We start from the raw sequence: 26357 nt of genomic DNA on the forward strand, positions 1-26357 counted from the left end.
CTTATGTCCGTTTCAGTTCATTAAGCTTATAAGCCTTTCTTTATCAAATATTGATAAGGGGTTGCTTCTGTTTGACTCGCAATGAGAGTGTGGTCCATGAATTCACAAAAGCTAGGGATGTCACGAGTCGTGGCTGGGTCATCAGCAATGATCAATAAAGTTTCACCATTGTTCATGCGTCTAACTGACTTACGCACCATCATCACGGGTTCAGGGCATCTTAGCCCTAAAGCGTCGAGTTGGTGTTGTGCAGTATTAAATTGGTCGCTCATATTACCTCAGCAGAACGATTAAACAGAAGAGGCTAATATTACTCCAGCGGATGGGTATATCCAAGCTTGTCGCCAGATTTTGTGAACTTGGATTTATTTGCTGAAAGCGGTAGGTTCCACGTGGAACATCTTTAAGGATTATAATCCTATGTTAGGCTGTTATTGAGGTGATATCGGCATTGAGTAATCGCTGTAAGTCGGTTGGTGCTATCTCGATATCTAACCCGCGACGTCCGCCACTAACGTACATTTGAGCCAGTTGTGCACAGCTACTATCAATGATGGTGAATAGCTGCCGTTTTTGGGCTAAAGGGCTAACGCCGCCTAATACATAGCCAGAGCTACGCTGAACTTCGATAGCCTCAGCCATAACCGCTTTTTTAGCTTTGCTTGCCTTGGCGATAGCTTTTAAGCTGAGCTTATCCGCGACCGGAATAATCGCCACAGCAAGCTGTTTGCCGTCTAGCTTCACCACTAAGGTTTTAAAGACCAAACCGATTGGGACTCCGATCTTTTCGGCTGCTTCTAACCCATATGCTTGGCATGCAGGGTCATGTTTATACTCATGAACTTGATGTGTAATATTGTGCTTAACGAGCAAGTCTATGGCTGGTGTCATTTTATAACCTAGTGTGGACTGTAGTTAACTTTAAAGTGATTTTTCCATAACTAATACATCAATACCGTGATAAGTCACTTGTTCTACTGTTTGCCAGCCCAGGCTGCGATAAAGGCCACCAGAGATATCTTCTGTTTGTAGGTTAATACTTGTTACGCCTAACGCTTTAGCTTTCTCGATAATGGCTTCAACGAGCGCTTTACCTACACCCATACCGCGAGATGATGCTGCAACGTAAACACCGCCAAGCCAATGTTCACGCTCAGGATAGATGTCCATTTCATGAAAGCGCAGTTGCGCCGCTCCGATGAATGTACCTTTATCAAATGCCACCATCATAAGCGGTAGCTTATCGTGATTAAGATACTCTTTAAGCTTTAGTTCAAGCTCATCAACGCTACGACCATCACCTATATACCCCCACTCATTGCTATACCATGTCGCTATCAGGTGTATTGCTTGTGGCTTTTCTGCGAGTAAAAACAGCTGCATCTACGCTGAACTCCTTGAGTCATTAATGCTACTTTAATTTAACAATTACTTATGTAGTGTCGAGTCAAACAGATCGAGAGTATGGTTTTTTATATCGAAAACAGATCAATACACCCAATTGAAAGATAAATAATACTCAATTTTGGGAGGTTATATCTGTTCTATTATAAGTTAGAACTTTTACTTAAATTTCGCTAAGTTGACCAAGCTTAGGAAGCTTACCTTTGCAACATTCAGGTTCAATCAATAAAAAAGTGCACAGCGTGATTGCACATTTCAGCCAAGTAGAAAAAAGGTGGGTTAACCTATGAAAATATTCAATATATCTACTATATTCAATGCCGAAGTTCGGCCCTTTAGCGGCTAGAAAACATGACTTTTTACTTTGCTTCTGCCGAAAAATGGAGGGTTTGATGTCGCAGTCAAAGAATCTAAGGGGATTTAAGTCAATCCCGAGCGTATCTTAGTTTAGGAATGAACCCCTTAAATGAGAAGCACGAAAAAGCCAGTTGGGAACACCAACTGGCTTAATAAAAATCGTCAACCTATTTTAGTGCTAGATGAATTCACTTTATAGTTTTTTAGACTTAGAAAGCTCAGCTTCTAACTCCTCCATCGCCTTTTGGGTTTTAAACTCAGAGTAAAGTACTGCTTCATCATTAGGGTTTAACGTTTTGCCTGATTGTTGAAGCAATTTATCGAACAGTGGTTTGGTGTTTTCCATAACCACGAGTACACACAATTGCTTTTTGTCATCAATGCGAGCAAAAGCGACTTCTTTCGGCACTGCTCCTATTAAGCTTTGCTCTGCAATTTGTTTACTGACTTGAGAAAAGCTTGAGCTAGTATTGCTCATTTCATTTTCTTGAGTCTGTTGGTTAACGAACTTATCCATCACCTTAGCTTTAGTATTAATTTGTGTCGCCAGATCAGCTCTTGCATTAGCAATGGCTAGTGCTCGACTAGCGGCCATATTACCACTCCACAATACACAACTAGAAGAGGCCAACCCAGTTTCATGCGTAGGCATCAATACCCAACTAGGGATACTGTCATTTTCAGATAATGGTGTCGATTGTGGTTCCTGAGTACTACTACATGCCCCTAAAAGGAGAGCGCTAGCGACCATTAAGTGTCTTTTCATCATAATTTACTATTTCCATTCCATGTGGGTAATTTTGAGTGATATTGCTCTTCTAATTTACGAACTTTCTTAAGGTACTTCTTAGTTTCCGAATAGGGTAAACGTTTAAGTAATGTCTGATAAACTTGCTCACTAGACATCGCATTTATTTTTACTAATGCCTGCTTAACATTACGGCTATTTCCGCCATTAAATGCCTTTGCAACGTTACCAGCACCCGTATTGTATGCAGCTATCACACAGTATTTCTGGCTCTTAGGGTCTTTAATCCCCTTTAGGTAACGATCAGATAATATAGAAAGATAACCCGCACCATAGAGAATGTTTGTCTCAGGCTGGTAAAGTTCATTCGCTGTCGGTGCTGCCGATTGCTTTAGCAATTTATTGGCCACATCCATTCCTGCAGAACGCGGGACAATCTGCATTAAACCAAAAGCGGGAATATGCGATTTTGCTTGTGGGTTAAATGACGATTCAGCATGTGAAATAGCAAGTAACAGTGCAAGCTCTTGTTGATGATCACTTGCTTGTTTACTAAATGAGTCTAAAAAAGGAGATGCTTTCCTATAAAGATAATCTTCAGGTAAAGCGATAGTATAGGACTTAATATTCTTATACTTTACATCCTGTGTTTTAACTTTATCGACCTGCTTGACAAGGTTTTCAACTCTTACTTTTTGCTGCTTCTCTAGTACTTCTTTTTTAGCTTTAACCTCTGACTCTGTAATTGTTTCATCGGCATCAAGACTATTAAATACTTGCTCATATTGCACTACAATTTGCTGCTCTAACACTTTCTCACTTACAGCCACTTTAGGCTGTGCACTTATTGTTGGAGTGGATTGCTGTAACTTTTTTACTGACTCCTCATTGTCTATTATGACTTGAAGTACAGGTGCAGCATTTCCTTCATCGAGTAACTCAGTTATCACAGCTTCAGGCTCAAATGGCACATTGGTATCAAGCTGCTCAATAGTTAAAGTTTGTGCTTCTTCATCAACAATAACTCGACTTTGTAAATCGCCACTATAAACAATCTGCTGATCCATTGAACTTTGTACCGGTACAGCCCAGTTCTGTAAGAGTTGACCACGAAATTTATCGTAATCTGACAAATACTCTGTTCTAAACGCATCATATTCCTGCTGTTGCTGTTGAATATGGTTCTGTTGTTGCTCTTGCCAGTCCTTTTTAAATTCATCAAAAGATGCATCTGTAGCATGCACTAAAGAGGGGAGAAATATCACTGCTAGTATTAATTTACGCATGACTATATCCTTAGAAGTAAGCTTTAAACTCATGCTTTGTTAGCAATGAATCAGCAATGTATTCAGGTGGTATTTCAGAAATGGCATAAAAGTTAGCCGGATAAGTAGCTAACTTTTGAGTCAGTGCACTGACATCGGCAGAGTTCCCATCTAATGTTGCGTGTTCAAGCTCATTCAACATAGAAAATGCATTGGGTTGGACCTGTTCATATTCAGTAAACCCTGCCAACAAATTCAAAAACATTCCTTGTGGTCCTAGCTCCTTAGATTGCAAGTAATAACTAATATTCTGATAGTCATAGAAAAATAAATTTGAATCTAATGTGATATCAGCAATGCTGTTTACTTTAAGGAGATTATCGGTGAACGGCACCATTGGAGTGAACTCAGAAATAATAGAGTTATTCTGTTGTAAACTATGCAGTACAATGCCCACTATTCGCTGATCTTTATTAATTAACGTCAGCAAATATTTGGGATCTTTATAATAGCGATACTCTATTGTTGGATCTAAATTAGAGGCCTTGATAACCTGAGGAATACCTACACTTTTTTGAGCAAACTGTAGGTAATTACCAATATCTAAAGAGGCGACTCTATTATTTTCGATTTGATGTGTAAAATTCGTAATGAACGCTTGATAGGCCTCTGTAAGCAGTTGCTTAGTATCAGCCCAATTACCTAACCCCATCAATATCACCATCAATAATAAGAAACCTGAAGCCAACCGAGCAAAGAAACCTTTCTTTTTCGGCGTACCATCAGCATTGACTTCACTTTTTCGCAAAATATCTTGAACACTCATACGGGTATCCTTTTATCCCTTTGGTTCTGTCGCATGTAATTTTTAGTCCACGCAGGCTAAAAGTAGCTACTTAAATCATTAGCTTGCTCAATTTCTATTTGCTGTAACCTTTCCTCAGCCTGAGTAAGTAACTGCTGACATAAAGGTTCATGACAAGATGAAATTAAGCCGATAACGGCTTCAAATTTCTTGCTATCTAACCATATTTGTCCAACGGCCAGTTTTGCATGGTCAAGGGTTAGCTCTGCTGGGTGTAAATGTTTATCTAAATAAGCTAATCCTGATTTAGAGTCTGTTTGGCTAGCGATGAGTGCGACCGAATCGGCTTGAGTTCTCGCATGCTGTAAAGATACTTTTAGCATTGCACGTAGTAACTTCATATCACCTTGTTCTGCCGCCCACCATGCCGTTATTAATGCAAGCCCCGCCTGATTATATGAGGCATCAACAACACTAACCTTGCCGACACAATTGACACCATTTTCAAATGGAGTTTGTCTATATCCCGTAATGTTCGCATCAATAAAACTCAAATGTTGAGGGATATTTTTCGCAGTTAATACTGCAAGTTCAGAGCGTATGCTCATACGCTGAGGTAACGTTAGAGCCCGTCGACACGCAGCTTTCAATGCACTACTTGAAAGTGTTTTTAGCGCAACAACTTTTGCGCCATCAACACTCACTTCGCTAGCAAAGAAAGCACTTTGTTCTTTGATTATTCCTGATGCATCAGTCGTAATAGCGCTCAATAAAACAGAGATAGCCAAAAAGGCTGACAGCATCAAAGCTCCTCGGTGCTCGAGACTTTGCCCGATGCAGTTTCTGGGTTAGCGCTGTTATCATTTACGCCACCGACAACTCTAATTTTGCCGCCTGAATTATCGCTAGCATTTAGGCTACTACCACCAACTTGCATCTCTTTAGCCGCTTTTTTTGCTGTTGCTTCCAAGCTCGGCGCATATACGGCAACACTGTATTGCCAATATCCATCCGCACTGCTAAAGCTTTTGACACTAACACCAGCTGGTAGCTTACCTTTGGCCAGTGTTGAGTAATCATCTGACATTTTAAGTTGGCTCATAAAAGTATCTCGATCATCATCAAGCACTTTTACCTGATTAGGATCTTGCATAGAAGGGTCGTCATATTGAAATTGAGAAGAGCCTTCCATCTGTTTTTCGTCAAAACTACCTTGCCAATACACTTTTTCACCTTGCATTGTTGCCAGCAAAGCGTCGCGTGCACGAGTCTGCGATTGTGACTTTGCGGCACCGCGTAACTTATTAGCGATAGTCTTGTTTTTATTTTGTCTAATAATGGCTGATCCATAACCCATAACGATGACTTCACCAGAGTCTGCATGAGTAAGTATTTTGGCTCCTACAGGAGGTAAAACACCACCACGAATATCAGTAATAACTTGTTTGAAAATACTATTCGGATCGGTTGTGACTGCTACAGCTCCGTGCTGTTTCCGTACTTGTGCACGAGTCTTTGGTGTAGAAATTAGACTGACCCGAACATTTTTCGACTCTGCATTGTCATATACATCGAATGTCACAAATCCAGCTAATGAGCCAGAAACTGACTCTTTACACGCTTCTGTCATTTTGTTTTGTGTATTAGCGACACTCTCTACTCCGGTATCGATAACATCCATACTGACAGACACTAGGTTGCTACACTGATGCTCAACCCCTTTCATATTTTCTATTAACTGCTTTTTGGCAATTAAGTATGCTTGGTTATAAGCCCCCCGTTTAGACAGCAGCGTTGCATTGATATTGTCATAGGTGGTGTAGCTAATGCTGCCGATAGATAAGATCCCAGTACCACTACCAACTTGAATCATTTTTACGCCATCGTCATCACTATCAATTAATGCTTTATGTGCCACCGCAATAGCCAAATTTGCATCATCACCAACAATGGCATCTCCCTTAATAACCACTTGCTCAGTGTTTGCCAGTTCAACACCTGGTCTAGCGGGGATCATATCGGTCAAATCAAAAGCATCATTGGCCATAACTGGCATAGATAGCGCTAATGCCAATGTAAATAAGTTTAATTTCAAAACAGTTTCCTTACCTATATCTAAGAGTAAAATCATTTTCGATACTAATAGCGGATAGTCCGCTGTTTCTTGTTGTTAAAGCTTGATTTATGGCGTCTGCTAGCTCGCCAGTCGCGCCCTTAAACCTAAGACTGGCAACAATGTTTTTATCTTTTTGTTCTATGGATACATCAGACACCCCACCTAACGTACTCAACAAGGCTTGTAGTTTTTCGGGCTGTTTTATTTTTGATTGAGGCAACCAAATTTGTCTCACTAGACCGCCACGAGCAACAACTTGCGTAAATGCTTTTTGCAAAGATTGCTTTAAATTTCTGGCTTGTTGTTCATGAGCAAGATGAACAGACATTAAGTCTTGCTCAACTCGTTGGCTGTGGGGTAAAGCTAATAACGCAGGATTATTTTTCCAAGCGCCATAGATATTGCCGCTTAAATCTTGAACATTAACACTTAGGTGCAAACGACTAGTTTCTCCAGTGTTTGCTAGAGCAGCATCAGCTAATACCACTAAACTAGCAGTATTAGCGACCTCAACACCTTGCTCACTGAGCCATAACGTTAACTCTGTTTTTAGCGGTTCTGGTGCAACCACTTTAACCCTTGGAGAACCAATCACAGACAGGAGTTGCGAAGCTTGCTGAACTAGAGGCGATTTTTCTACAACAGCATGTACGGTCACTTGCAAGCCATGATTATCCATAGCTTTGCTATCTAAGGTCTGCCACTCCTTAACTAAGCCTTCACTATGGCTGGACAGTTGTTGCCCTATAATCTCTTGCATTTGAGTGGTTTCATCATCATTCAACACCTGTAAATTTAACTGTGATGATTGACTATGTTGTTGCGTCAACCAGACGCCAACAACCTGTGAAACTGCTCTCTGCAAGGCATCCATTTCTGCATAATGGCGGGCTGAACGGCCATTTTTAGGCCAACCTTCACCGGATACAGTTACGCTTATGTTTTGAGTATCTTCTTCCCAACCTTGGGATGTAGGCTCAGCTAAATCTTTTAAAGACAAACTAACAGTGACACAAGTATCATTGCCGCTAAGGGTTGGTGAAGACGTTGATAGTGGAATAGCGTCCATATTCAGCCCTTCTAACAGATAACTTCGCTGTTGCTCATAGAGACTTGCATTCTTTTTACTTAATGAAGTTTCTACCGTTGTCTTATTATCAGTTATAGCTAAAATTTTGTTGCCTTTAATAAAAGCTGCTAGCTCCACTGCAGCGAGTGCTCTAGCACTTGAAACAGCCACACTTCCACGACCATAAGCACAGGCTGTCGTTTGCATGGTTGCATCAGACAACACCTTAACCTCGGCGGCCAACGGTGTGGATAATAAGGCTAATAAACTCAACCCTATTGTTCTCATGTACGCTTCTCCAAAAATCCCTGAGGCGTGCCGACAGATACGGCAAAGACCTTAATATTTGAATCTGGACGATAAATACCATTCTCAGCTTTATCTTTGATTTCATCAGCTAAGTCATTATCTTTCCAACGAATAATTTCACCGATAGAGCTGTTGGCTGACGGAGTTACATTTGCCACACAGATAGGTTCCACAAATCCACCTTCATAACTGAATACGATCATGGTTTCGTTAGGTAAAACACCCGCATTTTGACCGCGGTCTAAACTTAATTGATTGCCTTTAATTCCCATAACTTGTGTAGTTGCAGGCATTTCGGTAAGCATGCGTGTTAATAAAATATCTATTCCTCGAGACGCCATATCATTGATAACAGCGTTCACATGAGCAGTGTCAAAGTATCTGAAGCCACTCACATAACGGTTACTAGCCTTAATATATTTGAGCTCAGAACGCTCACGGACATCTTCAGATTTAACTCTGATTTTACCTAAATTAGGGTGGGATAATTTTTCGCGAGTATAAGGATTTAATACCGAGCTAGTGAGTTCTAACGTGTAGTCCATCCAACTGGTAATGCTGCCTTCATTTTTGACTGTTCGAACAGAATCTAACTTAACAATATAATCAGGTTTAAGAACCTGTTGCTGGCTGACTCTTTCTGCTAACGCTTTAGCCCCTTGCTGTTCAAGGTATATTTGCTGTTCTTTTGATACGACTGCGTCATCACGAGTAACAATTCGAAAACGGTTAATACCAGCAAACTGGTTTTCTAACATCAATAACAATTGCTGATCTTCAAAGGAGCTTAACGCTTCCACTCCTTCTCCCTCACCCTTAACTCTGGCTACATCAAAGTACATACGTACAACGGGTTTCTTCAGCGGGCAGCCTTCGTTTTCATTGTTAGCATCGAAGCTACAAAGATTTAAGCCTTGAGTATCAAAATATGAAGGTACGCGAATATCACTATCACTGAATTCGTAAGCACTTTTTGCTATCTCCGCATTTGATGCGCGATTACTTACTTTTGTCATTTTAGTTTGCACTGCTTTATCACTCTGACAACTAGCCAGTAAGGCCACAGTGAGTAAAGATAGTGTAATATGTTTTACTAATTTCATAACAAATCCTAATTATCGAACATCCATTTACTGATAGGGGCTTGTACTTGTGTCTCTATCCGTTGTAATGCAGCAGATTTAGCCATTGCAGTGCTAGAGCCTGTGCCTTCAGCCACTAAATGACGTTGATGCAATACTCTAAACGGTGACTCTGTTTCTGTAATAGTGAGTTGCAAGTTGGCTTGTGCTTGGCGTTGGGAGCCTCTTTTGGCATGTTTCCATTTGAGGTTAGCTTTTACCCATAACTCAGTATTACCACTTTGAGGTAGCGAGAGACTTAATGCCGATTTAATAGTGGTTAATTCATTACTGGCGATCACTTTGCAAGAAATGGCATCTAGTGCATGACGTCTTTCACGTTGAAATGACTCAAGTTGATGAGATACTTCTGCATTTTCGCCACCGAGTAAATTGAGTACTCTTAAGCGCTTGTTAGCAAGTTCAAGCGTTTCACCATAGTGAAGCGCCCATATGAATTTTTGGGTTGGCAGTGAAGGGGGCTTTGACAAGCGAGACACTACAGCCAACTCATTTTCTAAGTTTGCTATTAGTGTGGATTTTTTAATTCCAAGCAATAATGCACTTTCGTTATCTAATTGTGCAGCCTTTAACTCCTGCACGCCTTCAAGAGTAAAAGGCAAGCTATTCATCTGGCTAGATTGCTTAAAATTAGTTTCTGTATGGCTATTATTAGTGCTTAAGGTCTGAGTTTGTTCAACGCGATAATCAACACTTAATTGTGCCACTATCTCACTTAAGGCTGCATCTCTGGCAGCGATACGATCGCTGCCAGTCCCAACTCCAACAATAAAATCATCATATTGAGGAGTATGAGTCACCCACTCAGGCCAAGCATATACAGAAGAACTAAAAGCAATTGCCAAAAAGGCAAATAGGCTTTTAATCATTAGCTTTTAGCTTCCTGCTCTTGTTGTAACTGCTTAACAGCATCAATAGTCGCGAGCTCTAAATCAATAATATCATTAGCTTCTAGTGCTAGAGATAATTGATCTTTCGCTTTGAGTAATGCATTACCTAGGTCTTTAGGATCTTCTTCTTTTTCATCACTGAGAAGAGAGCCGAATACTGAACCACCTAAATTGGCAGCAGTAGCTTTTGCTACCTCTGTACTATGCTCTGATAATATATAAGCAGACTCTGCGATTTCTAGAGCCAAAGTTGTTGTCAGTTCTATATTTTGGTCATAAACATTTTCATTGGCTTTGGTATAAACATCTATTTTATGGCCAATTTTTTCATCTTCTGTTTTTGCACCAGCATCAAACTTATCAATAGCGAGTTGAAGTGCTTCAGGAGTTGCTCCCCGGTATGAATATAAAAATGCTTGCACATCTGTATAGTTTTCAGTTTGCTTTCTGTACTCACCAATAACGTTACGCTGGCGTTCTAATATCGCTGCTGCCATATTAAGGAACTCATCGACGCCAGGTTGAATAGTAACAGGACTGTAGCCTAATTCATCCATTTTTACAGTCAATTCAGACACCGCTTGATTACGGTCAAGCGTTGCTGCAGCGTCATCAGATGTAGATACACAACCAGTAAATAATGGGACGCATATTAATGCGCTAATGAGGGTTTTCTTCACAAGACAGCTCCTTTAATATTAAAAATATCAAGGAAGGTTAAAAGAGAGTCTTTTGTAAAAAGTATCTCCCCCTAAAATTTTGCTTAACTCTTCCTTGAACTAAGCGCTGATACTACAACAATAAAAAAACAGAAGATACTGTTCTATATCATGTTTTGCACAAAGCCTTGCAAAGGCTTATCAAGTTACGACGTTTGTTAACATGGGGGCGTGGGGGGGCATGTGTTTTTAGTGGAACTATTATGTAGAATTTGAAATTGCAGGATATATATCTAAATTGGAAGTTAAAACGAAATTAAACTAATAGATAGCTAATCACTTCACCAATAGTGCTCCAATAATAAACATAAGTGCCATTTGTAACTCACTAAATTAAAGCTAAAACAATAAATAATTATAAAACATAAAATTAGAGTTCTTATAAGCAAGTATAACTCCTCCTTCCCGCTAACTGTCCGTGTATATATAGGCCTCAAACCAGTGGTATCTATGGTGATGCATTGGTGTGAAGGCTCTCGTAAGCTTATTGCTAGTAGTTGACGCCTATTCTAGAAATATAATGGGATATGAAATAAACCATGAGATTGAAAGCATATGATGCAATCAATCGTTGAGCATGGCGATAAAGATTTACAACAGATTACGGCCGCACCTTAGTTTAGGAATACTCCCAAAAGCCATGTGAATGAAAAAACCAGTCGGGAGCACCAACTGGCTTAATAAAATCGCTAAACGATTATTTAATTAATTATTATCAATCGAAGCTTACGGACGTTCAAATATAGTTGCGATACCTTGGCCTAAACCAATACACATAGTCGCAAGACCATATTTTGCATCTTTTGCTTCCATTAGATTGATAAGAGTCGTTGAGATACGCGTGCCCGAACACCCTAGTGGGTGGCCCAATGCAATTGCGCCGCCGTTAAGGTTAATCTTCTCGTCGACAACATCCATCAAACCTAGCTCTTTAACGCAAGGGAGTGACTGCGCAGCAAAGGCTTCGTTGAGCTCAATAACGTCTAAGTCGTCAACCGTCAACCCGGCGCGAGCCAGAGCTTTCTTAGTTGCAGGTACTGGGCCGTAACCCATAATTGCGGCATCACAACCGGCAATCGCCATCGAACGAATACGCGCTCGAATAGGCAAACCGAGCGCTTTGGCTTTCTCTTCTTCCATCACCAACATGGCAGATGCGCCATCAGACAATGCAGATGAGGTACCTGCGGTAACTGTGCCGTTGACAGGATCAAAAGCGGGGCGTAGTCCAGAGAGCGATTCCATTGATGTTTCAGGGCGGATCACTTCATCATGCTCAACTTTAATCAGCGCGCCGTCTGCGTCGTGACCTTCAATGGCAACGATTTCATTGGCGAAGCGACCTTCAACCGTTGCAGCTTGTGCACGTTGATGTGAGCGTACTGCAAATGCATCTTGCTGTTCACGGGTAATGCCGTGCATTTTACCGAGCATTTCAGCGGTAAGGCCCATCATACCCGACGCTTTAGCGACGTTATTGGCAAGACCTGGGTGGAAATCCACTCCATGGCTCATTGGTACGTGGCCCATGTGCTCAACACCACCGACGATAAACGTATCGCCTTGGCCTGTCATAATTGCACGGGCAGCTTGGTGAAGTGCATCCATTGATGAACCACACAGGCGGTTAATGGTAACTGCACCGACTTGCTTAGGAATACCTGCAAGTAGCGCGGCGTTACGGGCGATGTTGAAGCCTTGCTCAAGAGTTTGTTGTACACAACCCCAAAGCACATCTTCAATGGTATTTGGGTCAAGCTGAGGGTTACGCTCAAGCAGTGACTTCATGAGTTCAGCAGAAAGAGTTTCTGCACGTACATTTCTAAATACACCAGCCTTTGAGCGGCCCATTGGAGTACGAATGCAATCTACGATTACGGCATTTTTCATTGTTCTAATCCTTGCTGCTTAAGCCTGCTGGTAGTAGCTGCCATTGTTGGCGGCGAGTTCACGCATAGTGTCGGTTACTTGATATAGGCCACCTAGGTGAGCATATTTGTCAGCGAGAGCGACAAAGTTAGCAACACCCATAGTATCTAGATAACGGAATACACCGCCTCTAAAGGGTGGGAAACCAAGGCCATAAACTAAGCCCATATCCGCTTCAGCAGGCGAAGCGATAATACCTTCTTCAAGACAGCGTACCGTCTCGATAATCATTGGGATCATTGTACGAGCGATGATCTCATCTGACTCAAATGCTTTCTTCTCGCCAAACTCAGCTTGCAGTAACGCATAGCTCGTTGGGTCTAAATCTTTCTTTGGCTTACCGCGACGGTCAACCGAATATTGGTAGAAGCCTTTGTTGTTCTTCTGACCAAAACGCTCAGCTTCAAACATCACGTCAATGGCATCTTTACCTGTTTTACCCATACGCTCTGGGAAACCTTCCGCCATAACGGCTTGAGCATGGTGGCCCGTATCAAGGCCAACAACATCAAGTAAGTATGCAGGACCCATAGGCCAGCCAAACTGCTTCTCCATGACTTTATCGATAGCCGCAAAGTCTGCGCCATCAGCGAGTAGGCCACTGAAGCCTGCAAAATATGGAAACAATACACGGTTTACGAAGAAACCAGGGCAGTCGTTAACAACGATAGGGGTTTTACCCATCTTGCTGGCGTAAGCAACAACAGAAGCAATCGTTTCTTCAGAGCTGTTTTCGCCGCGAATAATTTCTACTAAAGGCATTTTGTGCACTGGGTTAAAGAAGTGCATGCCACAGAAGCGCTCAGGCTTTTTAAGGCTCTTAGCAAGTAGGTTGATTGAGATCGTCGAGGTATTTGAAGTGATGATCGTATCTTCACTAACATGCTGCTCAACTTCTGCTAGCACCATCGATTTAACTTTTGGATGCTCAACAACGGCTTCAACAATAATATCTACCGCTTTAACGGGGGCGTAATCCAGCGTTGGGGTGATGTTGTTGAGTACCACTGCCATTTTAGCAGGGGTAGAACGGCCACGTTTAACTTGTGCGGTTAGCAGTTTAGATGCTTCATTAAGGCCTAAATCTAGCGCAGGTTGCGCAATATCTTTCATCACGATTGGGGTGCCTTTACTTGCACTCTGGTAAGCAATTCCCCCGCCCATGATCCCAGCCCCTAATACTGCAGCTGAATTAACTTTCTTAGCAAGCTTGCCTGCTTTCTTGGCTTTACCTTTAACCAACTGGTCGTTTAGGAAAATACCAATCAGTGCTTGAGCCACTTCGGTTTTAGCGAGTTTCACGAAGGCTTGATGTTCAATTTTTAGTGCCGCAGCGCGATCGCATTGTGCCGCTTGCTCGATAACACTGACCACAGCCATTGGCGCGGGGTAGTGTTTACCTGCAACTTTAAAGACCATGCCTTTAGCGGTTGCAAATGACATCATAGCTTCAAGTTTTGGCAGCGTGAGTGGCGCTAGCTTTCTAGCTCGGCGCGTCTGCCAATCGAGCTTTTCTGCGATGGCATCTTTCAACATTCTAAGTGCCGCACTTTGCAGTTTTTCTGGTGCAACAAGCGCATCGATAGCACCAATTTTTAATGCGGCATCTGGTCGTTGATCTTTGCCTGAGGTGATCCATTCAAGAGCATTGTCTGCGCCGACGACGCGAGGTAAGCGAACAGTGCCGCCAAAACCTGGAATGATGCCTAACTTAGTTTCTGGTAGACCAATGCGAGCGGTGGTGTCTGCAACACGGAAATCGGTGGCTAGGATGGTTTCACATCCAGCGCCGAGTGCAAATCCATTAATGGCTGAAATCGTCGGGAACGGCAGATCTTCCAATTTGTTGAAAACAACATTAGCTTGTTCCAACCAAGACAGTAGTACTGAATCTTCTTCAGCAAAAAGTCCCAAGAATTCAGTAATGTCAGCACCAACAATAAATGCAGATTTTGCTGACGTTAGCATTAAACCTTTGATATTGTTATTTTGCTTAATGCTGTCGAGTGCAGCATTTAAAGAGTCGATGGTTTCTCTATCGAACTTATTGACCGAACCTTGTGCGTTAAAACACAAATGAGCGATATTGTCCTCAAGTAACTCAACCTCAATTGTAGGGCTTTGGTAGATCATTGCTTGCTTCCTTATAGCTTAAGTTAAATATCCACTCTTACTTTTGTGAGTAAATATAACTCTCTTCTTCACAGCAGCTTCGGCCATCATTTGACCAGTTGTTGCTCAGTGTGCGACTAATCACATTAAATTACAACACCCAATTTAAACGACCGTTTTGTTTTTGCTTGCGCGTTACTGCTAATGGATTAATATCAATGACTTACTGTGGTTGTGGCGTGTGTGTATCTTGTTTTAACCTAAAACTATAGTGTTAAAATAGGCATGAAATGTTTGAAGTACTAAATTTTTTTATTAAATAAACCAGTGTGTACGCTTTCTCATTTGTAAATCACTCTGGTTAGAGCTGCTGTGATTAAAGCGCGACTTTTTCTGTTATTAACCTAGTAACTTTACGTGGATTTTGGTGAAAGGCAGTTACTAATAGTTAAGCCAAAAAATAAAAATTTAAGGGGATTGCTGAGTATGTATTTAATGCTCAGGCCCATAGGGCTGAATCCAAGCGCAGAATGACCAGTCTATAGGCACTAGACTTCATTGAAAACGCAGCTCAGGTAAGAGTGCTATACCGCTATGATTTGGAATATGCCAGTCAATACGCTGAGCTGCCAATATCGATTGACGACTTGCGGATTAAAGTCAAAATGAAGGGGGCAGTCTGTAAATCAGAATGCTCGATGCTTATATGCATTAAAAATGAGGAGTTTACTAAGTTTAGACTTCACTACGCCTTTTAATGCCGGATGAATATTATCCCTTTACCGATCCCTTTACCGATCCCTTTACCGATACCTTTATACATCTCTGTAAACATGCCTTTTTCGGGACAGTCCTGCTGTGACAAATCTAGAGTTTTACCGACCTTGTGATAGACTGAGCCAACGTCGATACCAGACTATATAACAATAAGGTAACCCTCATGGAACAGTTAGCGCATCTTTATCGTGACCATATTAGCGAGTTAAATCGCCGCGTGGCTGATATCACTTCTCGTGAAAACTTGTCAGGTCTAGTGATCCACTCTGGCCAACTACATCGACAGTTTTTAGATGACATGGACTATCCGTTTAAGGTGAACCCTCATTTTAAAGCTTGGTTACCGGTGACCGATAACCCCAACTCTTGGTTAGTGGTTAACGGTCGAGATAAGCCTACCCTTATTTTTTATCGTCCTGTTGATTTCTGGCATAAAGTTGCAGATAAACCAACGGACTTTTGGGCTGAGCATGTCGATATTAAATACCTTACCAAAGCCGATAAAGTCGCAGAGTTATTGCCAAAAGATATCGATGATTGGGCTTATATTGGTGAGCATTTAGATGTTGCTGATGTACTTGGGTTTACAAGACGTAATCCAGATTCAGTCTTAAGTTACCTTAACTACCATAGAGCCAATAAAACGGCCTATGAGTTAGCCTGTATGAGAAAGGCTAACGATATCGCAGTCACTGGGCATCAAGCTGCAAAGACGGCTTTTTACAATGGCGCCAGCGAATTTGAAATCTTGCAGGTCTACCTCAGCGCTATCGCGCAAGGTGAAAACCAAGTGCCATACGGTAGTATTGTGGCGTTAAATGAAAATGCGGCGATATTACATTACACCGCGCTTGAACAAACAACACCGGCACATAGGCACTCGTTTTTGATTGATGCAGGGGCTAATTTTCATGGCTATGCGTCAGATATCACTCGAACTTACGCATTCGAAAAAAATATCTTCGATGATCTGATCACCGCAATAGATACAATGCAGCAGCAGATCATTACTATGATGAAACCCGGGGTTAATTACGCCGATTTACACGTTGCAACGCATCATAAACTCGCGCAAATACTGATTGATTTTGATATCGTTTCAGGTGATATAAATGGTTTGGTTGAGCAAGGGATCACCAGTGTCTTTTTCCCTCATGGGCTAGGGCATATGCTTGGTTTACAGGTTCATGATATGGGGGGATTCCTCGCGGATGAGAAAGGCACTCATATTGCTTCCCCTGATGCGCACCCATTTTTACGTTGTACTCGCACTTTAGCTGAAAACCAAGTGTTAACGATTGAGCCCGGTGTTTATATTATCGACTCTTTGTTGAATGAGTTGAAGCAAGATAAGCGTCAGCAACAGATAAACTGGGACACGGTTGATATATTGCGTCCTTTTGGCGGGATACGTATTGAAGATAACGTGATCGTGCATAGCGACCGTACTGAAAATATGACTCGAAACTTTGGGCTTAATCGGTAACGTTATACCTAGTCCTAAATTAACCTTGGAAACCTCAATGAGTCGTTTATTTTGAGTGAGAGTTATCTTATACCAGCTGCCGAATTATTGATTGAGGAGGAGATAAAACATAGCCGATTTATCTCCTGCGTATTTCATTGCGGTTCAGCTGTAGAGTTTAAACGTGAACTCTCTCAATTAAAAATTAAGTACCCCGGGGCAAACCATTATTGTTATGCGTTTGTGGCCGGAGCACCGTCTGACAGCATCAATATTGGTTCTAGCGATGACGGTGAGCCGTCAGGAAGTGCGGGGCGTCCTATGCTGGCTTCGCTACAAGGCTCCAATATTGGTGAGATCGGTGCTGTTGTTATCCGTTATTTTGGTGGTACTAAACTCGGTGTCGGTGGACTTGTGCGCGCGTATAGCTTGGGGCTTAAAAAAGGGCTACCTTTACTAGAGACTCAGCTAAAACAGATCCGTTACCCAGGCCTGTTGGTGTGTGGATACCATCAGTTGAAAGATGTTGAACATCTTTTTTCACAGCTTGATGTCGTTATTGAAGAAAAAGTCTTTAGTGACAACATCTGTATTCAATTTGCGATCCCCAAGTGCTTTAAAAAGGACTTGAACCAAGAATTGGCAACCATGAGTCAAGGGCAGTTGATTGCGGTATTTAAGTCTACTTAATAGGATGACTGTTACTGGAAGTGAATCGGTTGTGAACAAAACCACTAAGTATGCGAAAATGCGTTTGAGCAAAAATGCGCTAGCAATGGAATAGAATGCAATATAGAACAATAATAAGAATAACAGGCCTATTAATGGGATTGTTTTCCTTGTCTTTACTTCCGCCAGCCCTTGTTGCTGTTATCTATAAAGATGGTGGCGGCATGGCATTTATTCAGGCATTTGTTTTGTGTCTTATACTCGGGTTTACACTTTGGTATCCTAACCGCCATCATCGTAAAGATCTGCGTACCCGAGAGGGATTTCTGTTAGTGGTGCTCTTCTGGGTGGTGTTGGGCTCTATTGGTGCCGTGCCGTTTATTTTCTCAGGTCAACCCTCCCTTAGCCTTACCGATAGTTTTTTTGAATCCTTCTCAGCGTTAACCACAACGGGGGCTACCGTTATCGTCGGGTTAGACGCGCTCCCCAAAGCAATCCTTTTCTATCGACACTTACTGCAGTGGCTTGGTGGAATGGGGATTATTGTACTCGCCGTCGCTATTTTACCTGTGCTGGGTGTGGGAGGGATGCAGCTATATCGCGCCGAAACACCAGGGCCCGTTAAAGACAGTAAGATGACGCCGAGAATTGCTGAAACAGCCAAGGCGCTTTGGTATATTTATTTTGCATTAACGGTAGCATGTGCCGTGGCTTATTGGGCTGCGGGTATGGATGTATTTGATGCAATATGTCACTCGTTTTCAACCATTGCGATAGGCGGCTTCTCAACCCATGACGCCAGCATAGGCTATTTTGATAGTCCCGCGATAAATATGGTCTGTGTCGTTTTTCTGTTAATCGCAGCCCTAAATTTCAGCCTGCATTTTGCTGCTTTTTCACGTCGAGGGATCAACCTCAAAGTCTATTTCAAAGATGCTGAATTTAAGGCGTTGATTGCCATTCAGTTGGCGTTAACAACGGTCTGTTTCTTGACTCTGTATCATTCTGGCATTTATGACTCAGCTGAGGAAACACTCGATTACGCACTTTTTCAAGCTGTATCAGTGTCTACGACCGCAGGTTTTGGGACTGAAAGTTTTCATACTTGGCCGCTGTTTTTACCGATTTTGTTGATTTTTTCGAGTTTCATTGGCGGCAGTGGTGGATCTACAGCTGGCGGTATTAAGGTTATGAGAATGATTCTATTGCTGCTGCAAGGTTCTCGTGAGCTTAAGCGATTGGTACATCCACGTGGCATGTTTTCGATTCGAATTGGTGGTAAAGCATTACCCGATCGGGTCATTGATGCAGTGTGGGGGTTTTTCTCTGCCTACGCCTTAGTCTTTGTGGTGTGCATGCTCATCTTAATGGCGATGGAGATGGATGCCATTACCGCATTCAGTGCGACAGCGGCATGCTTAAATAACTTGGGTCCTGGCTTAGGTGAGGTGGCCAGTAACTATGCCAACATTGGTGATGGCGCAAAATGGGTACTGCTGTTTGCCATGTTATTTGGTCGCTTAGAGGTCTTTACGTTATTGATCTTGTTTACGCCGACATTTTGGAAAAACTAAAAAAAGTACAGCACGACGTTCGCGACTAAGCTAGCTTTAATTATTCAGTTTTATATTAATTAGTCGTGGCACTTTGCCATAATTTGAATCAGAACATAGCAGGACGTTAATGAGTAATACACTAGTTATCTATTCGACAGTTGATGGTCAAACCAAAGCAATTTGTGAGCAGGTTAGGAAAATCAATCAAGAACTTGGCGCGACGGTAACGCTGGCATCATTAGATGAAGCGGAAAGCTTAGGCCTGGCTCAATTTGACAAAATATTAGTTGCCGCGAGTATTCGCTATGGCAAACATCGACCAGAGTTGTACCAATTTATAAATCGCCACCATGCGGTATTAGATGCGAAGAAAAATGCCTTTTTTACGGTTAATGTAGTGGCGAGAAAACCTGAAAAAAATACCCCTGAAACTAATCCTTACGTGAAAAAGTTTTTAGCGCTTTCATTGTGGCAGCCGCAACAACTAGCCGTGTTTGCCGGTAAAATTGATTACCCTAAATATCGGCTCTTCGATAAGACCATGATCCGTTTTATTATGTGGATGACCAAAGGGCCGACGGATACCAGTGGTACGTTCGAATTTACTGATTGGACTAAAGTGGATGAGTTTGCCCGTGCTTTTGCCGAGCGCTAATTGTTACTGCTGTTTCAATTCTATATGACATAAAAAGGCCTGCTCACTCGCAGGCTTTTTTATGTCTAAAATAAGCTTAAGCACAATATTTACGATATAAGATGGAGATGACTTCGGTCACTTCTCCGTTCTTTAAGCTATAAAAAACCACTTGAGAGCTCTTGCGTGTAGTGACCAAGTCTTCAGAGCGTAATACGGCTAAATGCTGTGATAATGCAGATTGGCTCAGTGGGACCGTTGCATTTAACTCGGTTACGCTTAGCTCTTTGTCTAGCAGTAAGCACAAAATCATTAACCGGTATGGGTTGGCGATTGCTTTTAGCCATTTTGCAGCGTTCTCGGCATTAGTCACCATTGCACTTGCATCGATTTCTTTTTGCATACGGTTACTCTCTTTTATCGCCTTTAATTAGTTAATTCTAATTGAGTTGTCATTATAAAACAATATACCAATGCAACACAGGGATCTCAATTTTTGATGCTGATAATATGAGCTACACCTAATTTGTGATCTATTATCCTGTTAAATAGCTAATTTACTGTAACAATGAATTCAATATGGAATCTTCCGAGTTAGCATAATGAATAAATCAGTATTGGTCCTGTACTACTCTCGTGGCGGTCATACCGCTAGGATTAGCCGCGCGATTGCCGACCGTATCGTTAGTGAAGGGCATCAGTGCGATATGATGCACATTAATGAAGCTAAGGCTGAAGGGCTGGACTGGTCAAAGTATGACGTTGTTGCCCTTGGCGCGTGTGTGCTTTATGGCTCATATCATAAGTCGGTATTTGAATTTGTCACTGAGCATCAGGCGCAGTTGACGGCAAAATCAGCCAGTTTCTTCAGTGTTAACGTGGTTGCGCGTAACCCAGAAAAGCGTATTCCGGAAAACAATAAGTACCTACAAAAATTTATTGAGCTCTCTCCTTGGAAGCCACTAGACGTTAAAGTGATTGCGGGTAAAGTCGATTACCCATCATGGCGCTGGTATGATCGTTGGATGATCCAATTTATTATGAAGATGACTAACGGTCCAACCGATCCAACATCGGTCATTGATTACACCGATTGGGAAGACGTTAACGTTTACGCCGACCATCTCGTTAAGTTAGCCAAATAATCGAGTTTGAGTTTAATCGCTTGAGTGAAATGAAAGCCGCATTTGATGCGGCTTTTTAGTTTCTGAGTTTAAGCCCCTGAAGTTAAGTATCCTAGCTTTAGTACTTCCAAAAGCTGGGGTGAAACAGCACTGCAACGGTTAAGATCTCCAACCGCCCGAGTAGCATCCCGATTGAAAGTGCCCATTTGGCCGTATCGGGCAGCGTAGAGAAATTACCTGCGGGCCCAATTGTCGCTCCAAGTCCCGGCCCAACGTTGGTGACGGCAGTAATCGCACCGGTAAAGCTGGTCACTGGATCTAATCCCGTTAGCACTAATACGATAGATAAACCAACAATGACCATGGTAAAGAGCAGCATAAAGGTGACGAGCGAGCGCACAATATCATCTCTGATTATGCGGTTGTTATAGCGCTCTTTAAACACTCCATTCGGGTGGAATTGTTGCTTGAGCTGCTCGCGCATAATAACGCCAGCAATTTGGAAACGGAAAATCTTAATCCCACCGGATGTCGAGCCCGAACAACTACCAACAAACATTAAGAACAGGAATACAATATTGGCCACGGCGCCCCAAGCGGAGTAATCCGTTAAGCCATACCCTGTGGTGGTCACTACGGAGACAACATTAAAACTGGCTAGACGAAGGGCATCAATAGGATCGATTTCTCGGCTGCTCCATAACCACAGCGCCAATAATGAAGAAACTAAAAATATAAACTTTAGAAAGCCTTTTACCTGCGCATCATTCCATACCTTCAGCGATTTCTGCTGCACCATATAGACAAACATTAGCAAAGGTAGACCACCTGCTAGCATAAAGGTAATGCCGACCCAATGCGCTTGATTAGAGAACGCCGCCATTGAATTGTCAGATGTGGAATAGCCGCCGGTTGAAAGGGTTGTCATGGCGTGGTTGATGGCCTCAAACCAACTCATACCGCTGTTGTGATAAGCCAAAAAACATAGAAAAGTGAGTAGGGTGTAAACAATAAACAGGCTCATTGCCATATGCTGGGTGCGAGGAGTCGCTTTGTCGCCCCAATCGGAAGATTCTGTTCTAAACAGCCGCATACCGCCGACGTTGAGAAAGGGGAGTACCGCGACGGCCATGACGATAAAGCCGATGCCACCGAGCCATTGCAATAAGGAACGCCAAATCAGGATGCTGTGATCCATGCTATCGAGCCCCGAAAGCACTGTTGAGCCGGTTGTGGTGATCCCTGACATGGTTTCGAAAAAGGCATCGGTGTAATTTATGCCGTGATACAGGGTAAAAGGTAGGGCGGCAAATAGGCTGACAATAAACCAGGTCAGGCTGGTGAGTAGAAACATGTCTCTGATGTTGAGGTGCAGTGTTTGGGATTGACCTTGGCGCATACAAAAGCTGGCCGCAGTGCCTGCAACCAGAGATGAAATCATAAATGCACCGACGGTTTCTTCACCGTAGTAAAGCGCAAACGCACCAGGGATTAACATAAACGCGGTTAGCGTTGATAGAAAAATCCCCAATATAAACAGCAGAGGCCTAAAGTTCAGCATCGTGTTGAATTAAGCTCCCTGAACAGGTTTAAAAGAAGAAGGCGCTAGGTTGGAATAGCTTTTCGACTTCACCGATAAACTTCTTGTTTACTAAGAATAGGATGACATGGTCACCTTGCTCAATAACTGTTTTGTCGTGTGCCATTAACACTTCATCATCTCTGACAATAGCGCCGATAGTCGTACCTGGTGGTAGCTTTATATCGCTGATTTTCTTGCCGACAACTTTTGAAGTATTTTTATCGCCATGGGCAATAGCTTCAATGGCTTCTGCAGCCCCACGTCGCAGTGAGTAAACATTACAAATATCACCTTGGCGGATATGGGTTAATAATGCAGAAATAGTGGCTTGCTGAGGGGAGATGGCGATATCAATATTGGCCTCTTGCACAATATCAACATAAGCTTCTCGCTGAATCAGCACCATGACTTTTTTAGCCCCCATGCGCTTAGCGAGCAATGCAGCCATAATATTGGCTTCATCATCGTTAGTGACCGCAATGAATACGTCAGTTTGGTCTATGTGCTCTTCAAGTAGCAATTCTTGATCTGAGGCATCGCCACAAAATACTGTGGTGTTTTCTAACTTTTCTGATAGCTCTTCAGCGCGCTCTTGCTTATGTTCGATCAGTTTAACCGAGTGGTTGCGTTGCAGTTGTTTCGCTAATCCAAGGCCAATATTGCCGCCGCCGGCAATCATAATATTGCGATAAGAGTTATCGAGCTTTTGCATTTCACTCATCACAGCACGGATATGGCGACTATCGGCCACAAAGAAGACTTCGTCATCAGCTTCAATAATGGTGGTACCACGCGGCATGATCGGTCGACCTTGCCTAAAAATAGCGGCTACTCGGGTATCAATATTGGGCATGTGCTCTCGTAGCGCAGCTAAAGCATTACCGACAAGTGGGCCACCATAATAGGCTCGAACGGCAACAAGGCTTAATCTACCTTCTGCAAACTCAAGTACCTGCAGTGCGCCAGGATATTCAACTAAACGGCCAATATAAGCCGTGACCAGTTGTTCTGGGGCAATGAGCTCATCAATAATAAAACCACCTCGTGGGCGATTTTCTGAGTGCTTAGTTTCGCTATCGATAAACAATTTATCGCGAAGGTTTAAATACTGCTCTGAACGGATCCGCGCAATTTTGGTTGGAGTACCAAACAGTGAATAAGCAATTTGGCAGGCTGCCATATTACACTCATCACTGTTGGTGACCGCAATCAGCATGTCTGCGTCTTCGGCTCCAGCTTCTTTTAACACATCTGGGTGAGCACCATGGCCAACAATCACACGTAAATCGTACTTATCTTGCAAGGTACGTAAGCGCTTTTTATCGGTGTCTACGATGGTGATATCGTTATTTTCACCGACTAAGTTTTCGGCCAATGTACCGCCAACTTGTCCCGCACCCAAAATGATAATTTTCATTGCCGTACTAATCCTTCACTAGGCGAGCGTAATAAAAGCCATCCATGTTTTCTTGCCCAGGAACAATTTGCCAACCCACATCACTCGGGTTTGGCTGTTGTTCGATTGGGACTAAAGTCGCGTCAGGTGTTCTTTGTAAGAAGGCACTGATCTGATCTTTGTTTTCCTGAGGCAAAATAGAACAGGTCGCATATAAGAGTGTGCCACCGGGTTTCAGCCACTTCCAGCAATGATCAACTATTTGTGATTGCAATGCAGCCAGCTCTTCGATGTCGTCGTTTTTTCTGAGCCATTTGATATCTGGATGACGTCGAATAACACCCGTTGCAGAGCAGGGTGCATCTAATAATATGCGATCAAACTTATCACCTTGCCACCAGGAATCAATATCTGCAGCATCACCATGTATCAATTCTGCTTTCAATGATAGTCGGTCTAAGTTTTGTTGTACTCGTTCAAGTCTTTTGGCGTCATTATCAACCGCAACCAATTGAATGTCAGGCGCAAGCTCTAATAGGTGACAGGTTTTACCGCCGGGTGCAGCGCAGGCATCGAGAACGAGCTCGTTACCCTGTGGTGCCAGTATCGTTGCGGCCCATTGTGCAGCCCCATCTTGTACCGAAGCCGAGCCGGTCTCAAAGCCAGGAAGCTGCATTACATCGCGTGGGCTTGCCAATAAAATTGCGTCATTGCTGCTGCCTGCCGTCGCTTCGACTTCAATATCAGCCAATGCACTTAAATAGGCATCACGCGTTTGTGATTGCTGATTGTTACGCAACCACATTGGCGGGCGCTGGTGGCTTTGCTCAATAATCTCTTGCCAGTTTTCTGGATAAGCATCTTTAAGCCGCTTAATGATCCATGCAGGAGTATTATGCGCTAGCGTATCGTTATCGGTGGCTAATGGTTTTTCTTGGCGCTGGATGGTGCGCAATACCCCATTGACGACCTTAACCATACCCTCGAATTTTAACTGACGGCATGCTTCTGCTGTTTCTGATATAGCGGCATGACTAGGTATACGGGTGAAGTAAAGCTGATAACAGCCAACCAATAACAGTTGATGCACAATGCGTTGTTTGCCCTTAAGGGGCTTACTCATGCAATCACTCACTTGCTTATCAATTTGTGGCAAGTGGCGCATTACGCCGTAGCAAAGTTCGGCCAACAGGGCCTTGTCTTTACCACTTTCAATATGTCGCTGTTGATCGGGTAGGGCGACTGAGAGTGATATCCCTTTTTCAAGGACCTGAAATACCACTTTTGCGGCAAGCGCTCTTAAATTCATTGCCATTAGGCTTGGTCGTCCATTTTATGAGTGAGTTGGGTGCCTGGTATGAACCAGTCAGCTCGAGAGTTAAGGATGTCGGCCACACTGAGTGGCTTTTTACCTGGAAGTTGCATACTGGTAATGGTTAATACGCCATCACCGGTGGCAATATTGATACCGGTTTTATCTGCTGAAATAATCGTGCCTGGCGCTGCAGTGGTACTGTTGGCACTGACATGACTTTGCCACACTTTAATGGTGTTAGCTTCATGCTGATGTTGATAGTGACTCACCGGCCATGGATTAAAGGCTCTGATTTCACGCCACAGTGCCAGTGCTGATTTTGACCAATCTAAGCGCGCTTCTTCTTTTGAAAGCTTGGCGGCATAATTTGCTAAGCTTTCATCTTGCTTTTCAGCGGGTAAGTTGTCTTCCGCTAGCGCGGAAAGTGCTCCAATAAGCGCGTCAGGTCCTTGCAATGCTAATTTTTCATATAGAGTCGCAGAGGTATCTTCATCTTCAATGGTGAGCTTAGTCTTGAGCAGCATATCACCGGTATCTAAGCCAACATCCATCTGCATAATAGTGATGCCAGTTTCGCTGTCACCCGCCCACAAAGCGCGTTGAATTGGCGCAGCGCCTCGCCAGCGAGGCAATATCGAACCATGCACGTTAATACAACCTAGGCGCGGAGTATCGAGTACCACTTTAGGTAAAATCAAACCGTAGGCAACAACGACCATGATATCTGCATTGAGGGCGGTAAGCTCTTGTTGCGCAGCTTCATCACGTAAAGATTTGGGTTGTAGCACCGGAATGTCATTTTCGAGTGCCAACGCCTTTACTGGACTCGATTGCAGTTTCTTACCGCGGCCGGCAGGGCGGTCAGGTTGAGTATATACAGCGACAACATTATGCTGTGATTCGATTAGTGCTTGAAGGTGACGAGCGGCAAAGTCAGGCGTGCCCGCAAAAATGACATTTAATGGTTTCAAAAA

At 42.9% G+C, this 26357-nt stretch carries 24 protein-coding genes; 5 read left to right on the forward strand and 19 right to left on the reverse strand.

The window, feature by feature from the left end; translation table 11 throughout:
• Positions 1–26: 26 nt before the first annotated feature.
• The 14 genes from tusA to fadB form a co-directional block, all read right to left on the reverse strand.
• Positions 27–272, reverse strand: a complete 246-nt coding sequence (tusA, locus tag L2729_RS16175) for a sulfurtransferase TusA (RefSeq protein ID WP_101089008.1) — start codon at positions 270–272, stop codon at positions 27–29.
• 151 nt (positions 273–423) lie between these two features.
• Complete coding sequence (gene ybaK / locus L2729_RS16180) at positions 424–891, reverse strand: Cys-tRNA(Pro) deacylase (protein ID WP_248989183.1); 468 nt, start codon at positions 889–891, stop codon at positions 424–426.
• 30 nt (positions 892–921) lie between these two features.
• On the reverse strand, positions 922–1383 hold the full coding sequence (locus L2729_RS16185) for a GNAT family N-acetyltransferase (protein WP_248989184.1): 462 nt from the start codon (positions 1381–1383) through the stop codon (positions 922–924).
• 571 nt (positions 1384–1954) lie between these two features.
• The gene (locus L2729_RS16190) at positions 1955–2530 is read right to left on the reverse strand and encodes an LPP20 family lipoprotein (protein WP_248989185.1); all 576 of its coding nucleotides are present in this window, start codon (positions 2528–2530) and stop codon (positions 1955–1957) included.
• A complete protein-coding gene (locus L2729_RS16195; protein ID WP_248989186.1) occupies positions 2527–3795 on the reverse strand; it encodes a transglycosylase SLT domain-containing protein in 1269 nt (422 codons plus the stop codon). Before L2729_RS16195 ends, L2729_RS16190 begins: the two co-directional genes overlap by 4 nt.
• A 10-nt stretch (positions 3796–3805) precedes the next feature.
• Positions 3806–4600 carry an ETEC_3214 domain-containing protein gene (locus L2729_RS16200; RefSeq protein WP_248989187.1) on the reverse strand — a complete coding sequence of 265 codons (795 nt, stop codon included), beginning with the start codon at positions 4598–4600 and terminating at the stop codon, positions 3806–3808.
• A gap of 56 nt (positions 4601–4656) precedes the next feature.
• Positions 4657–5382 (reverse strand): hypothetical protein, encoded by a 726-nt coding sequence (locus L2729_RS16205; RefSeq protein ID WP_248989188.1) that lies wholly within the window; start codon positions 5380–5382, stop codon positions 4657–4659.
• Complete coding sequence (locus L2729_RS16210) at positions 5382–6674, reverse strand: hypothetical protein (protein WP_248989189.1); 1293 nt, start codon at positions 6672–6674, stop codon at positions 5382–5384. The genes L2729_RS16205 and L2729_RS16210 overlap by 1 nt, the downstream gene beginning before the upstream one ends.
• Positions 6675–6684: 10 nt before the next feature.
• Positions 6685–8052 carry a hypothetical protein gene (locus L2729_RS16215; protein WP_248989190.1) on the reverse strand — a complete coding sequence of 456 codons (1368 nt, stop codon included), beginning with the start codon at positions 8050–8052 and terminating at the stop codon, positions 6685–6687.
• Positions 8049–9176 (reverse strand): hypothetical protein, encoded by a 1128-nt coding sequence (locus L2729_RS16220; RefSeq protein ID WP_248989191.1) that lies wholly within the window; start codon positions 9174–9176, stop codon positions 8049–8051. Before L2729_RS16220 ends, L2729_RS16215 begins: the two co-directional genes overlap by 4 nt.
• Before the next feature lie 8 nt (positions 9177–9184).
• On the reverse strand, positions 9185–10084 hold the full coding sequence (locus L2729_RS16225) for an LPP20 family lipoprotein (protein WP_248989192.1): 900 nt from the start codon (positions 10082–10084) through the stop codon (positions 9185–9187).
• A complete protein-coding gene (locus tag L2729_RS16230) occupies positions 10084–10785 on the reverse strand; it encodes a hypothetical protein (RefSeq protein WP_248989193.1) in 702 nt (233 codons plus the stop codon). Before L2729_RS16230 ends, L2729_RS16225 begins: the two co-directional genes overlap by 1 nt.
• 765 nt (positions 10786–11550) lie before the next feature.
• Positions 11551–12714: an acetyl-CoA C-acyltransferase FadA gene (fadA, locus tag L2729_RS16235; protein WP_101089016.1), complete on the reverse strand. Its 1164-nt coding sequence runs from the start codon at positions 12712–12714 to the stop codon at positions 11551–11553.
• A gap of 18 nt (positions 12715–12732) precedes the next feature.
• Positions 12733–14886, reverse strand: a complete 2154-nt coding sequence (fadB, locus tag L2729_RS16240) for a fatty acid oxidation complex subunit alpha FadB (RefSeq protein ID WP_248989194.1) — start codon at positions 14884–14886, stop codon at positions 12733–12735.
• A gap of 919 nt (positions 14887–15805) precedes the next feature.
• Between fadB and pepQ the strand changes: the two genes are divergently transcribed.
• The 4 genes from pepQ to hemG (L2729_RS16260) all read left to right on the forward strand — a co-directional run bounded on the left by pepQ (position 15806) and on the right by hemG (L2729_RS16260) (position 19987).
• On the forward strand, positions 15806–17128 hold the full coding sequence (gene pepQ / locus L2729_RS16245) for a Xaa-Pro dipeptidase (protein WP_248989195.1): 1323 nt from the start codon (positions 15806–15808) through the stop codon (positions 17126–17128).
• Between the two features lie 51 nt (positions 17129–17179).
• Complete coding sequence (locus tag L2729_RS16250; protein ID WP_248989196.1) at positions 17180–17797, forward strand: YigZ family protein; 618 nt, start codon at positions 17180–17182, stop codon at positions 17795–17797.
• Positions 17798–17892: 95 nt separating this feature from the next.
• Positions 17893–19350 carry a TrkH family potassium uptake protein gene (locus L2729_RS16255; RefSeq protein ID WP_248989197.1) on the forward strand — a complete coding sequence of 486 codons (1458 nt, stop codon included), beginning with the start codon at positions 17893–17895 and terminating at the stop codon, positions 19348–19350.
• A gap of 109 nt (positions 19351–19459) precedes the next feature.
• Positions 19460–19987 (forward strand): menaquinone-dependent protoporphyrinogen IX dehydrogenase, encoded by a 528-nt coding sequence (hemG, locus tag L2729_RS16260; RefSeq protein ID WP_248989198.1) that lies wholly within the window; start codon positions 19460–19462, stop codon positions 19985–19987.
• 76 nt (positions 19988–20063) lie between these two features.
• Here hemG (L2729_RS16260) and L2729_RS16265 read toward each other — a convergent pair whose 3' ends face one another.
• Positions 20064–20369: an ArsR/SmtB family transcription factor gene (locus L2729_RS16265; RefSeq protein ID WP_248989199.1), complete on the reverse strand. Its 306-nt coding sequence runs from the start codon at positions 20367–20369 to the stop codon at positions 20064–20066.
• A gap of 199 nt (positions 20370–20568) precedes the next feature.
• Here L2729_RS16265 and hemG (L2729_RS16270) point away from each other — a divergent pair, with 199 nt between their 5' ends.
• Positions 20569–21111 (forward strand): menaquinone-dependent protoporphyrinogen IX dehydrogenase, encoded by a 543-nt coding sequence (hemG, locus tag L2729_RS16270; RefSeq protein WP_248989200.1) that lies wholly within the window; start codon positions 20569–20571, stop codon positions 21109–21111.
• A 97-nt stretch (positions 21112–21208) separates the two neighbouring features.
• Here hemG (L2729_RS16270) and L2729_RS16275 read toward each other — a convergent pair whose 3' ends face one another.
• From L2729_RS16275 to fmt, 4 genes are read right to left on the reverse strand one after another with little or no spacing between them, the layout of a single operon-like run.
• Positions 21209–22651 carry a TrkH family potassium uptake protein gene (locus L2729_RS16275; protein ID WP_101089024.1) on the reverse strand — a complete coding sequence of 481 codons (1443 nt, stop codon included), beginning with the start codon at positions 22649–22651 and terminating at the stop codon, positions 21209–21211.
• Between the two features lie 28 nt (positions 22652–22679).
• On the reverse strand, positions 22680–24089 hold the full coding sequence (gene trkA, locus L2729_RS16280; protein ID WP_248989201.1) for a Trk system potassium transporter TrkA: 1410 nt from the start codon (positions 24087–24089) through the stop codon (positions 22680–22682).
• Positions 24090–24096: 7 nt separating this feature from the next.
• A complete protein-coding gene (gene rsmB / locus L2729_RS16285; RefSeq protein WP_248989214.1) occupies positions 24097–25377 on the reverse strand; it encodes a 16S rRNA (cytosine(967)-C(5))-methyltransferase RsmB in 1281 nt (426 codons plus the stop codon).
• 5 nt (positions 25378–25382) lie between these two features.
• The gene (gene fmt, locus L2729_RS16290; protein WP_248989202.1) at positions 25383–26354 is read right to left on the reverse strand and encodes a methionyl-tRNA formyltransferase; all 972 of its coding nucleotides are present in this window, start codon (positions 26352–26354) and stop codon (positions 25383–25385) included.
• Between the last annotated feature and the right edge of the window lie 3 nt (positions 26355–26357).

The organism is Shewanella gelidimarina, from assembly GCF_023283945.1.
GTDB lineage: Bacteria > Pseudomonadota > Gammaproteobacteria > Enterobacterales > Shewanellaceae > Shewanella > Shewanella gelidimarina.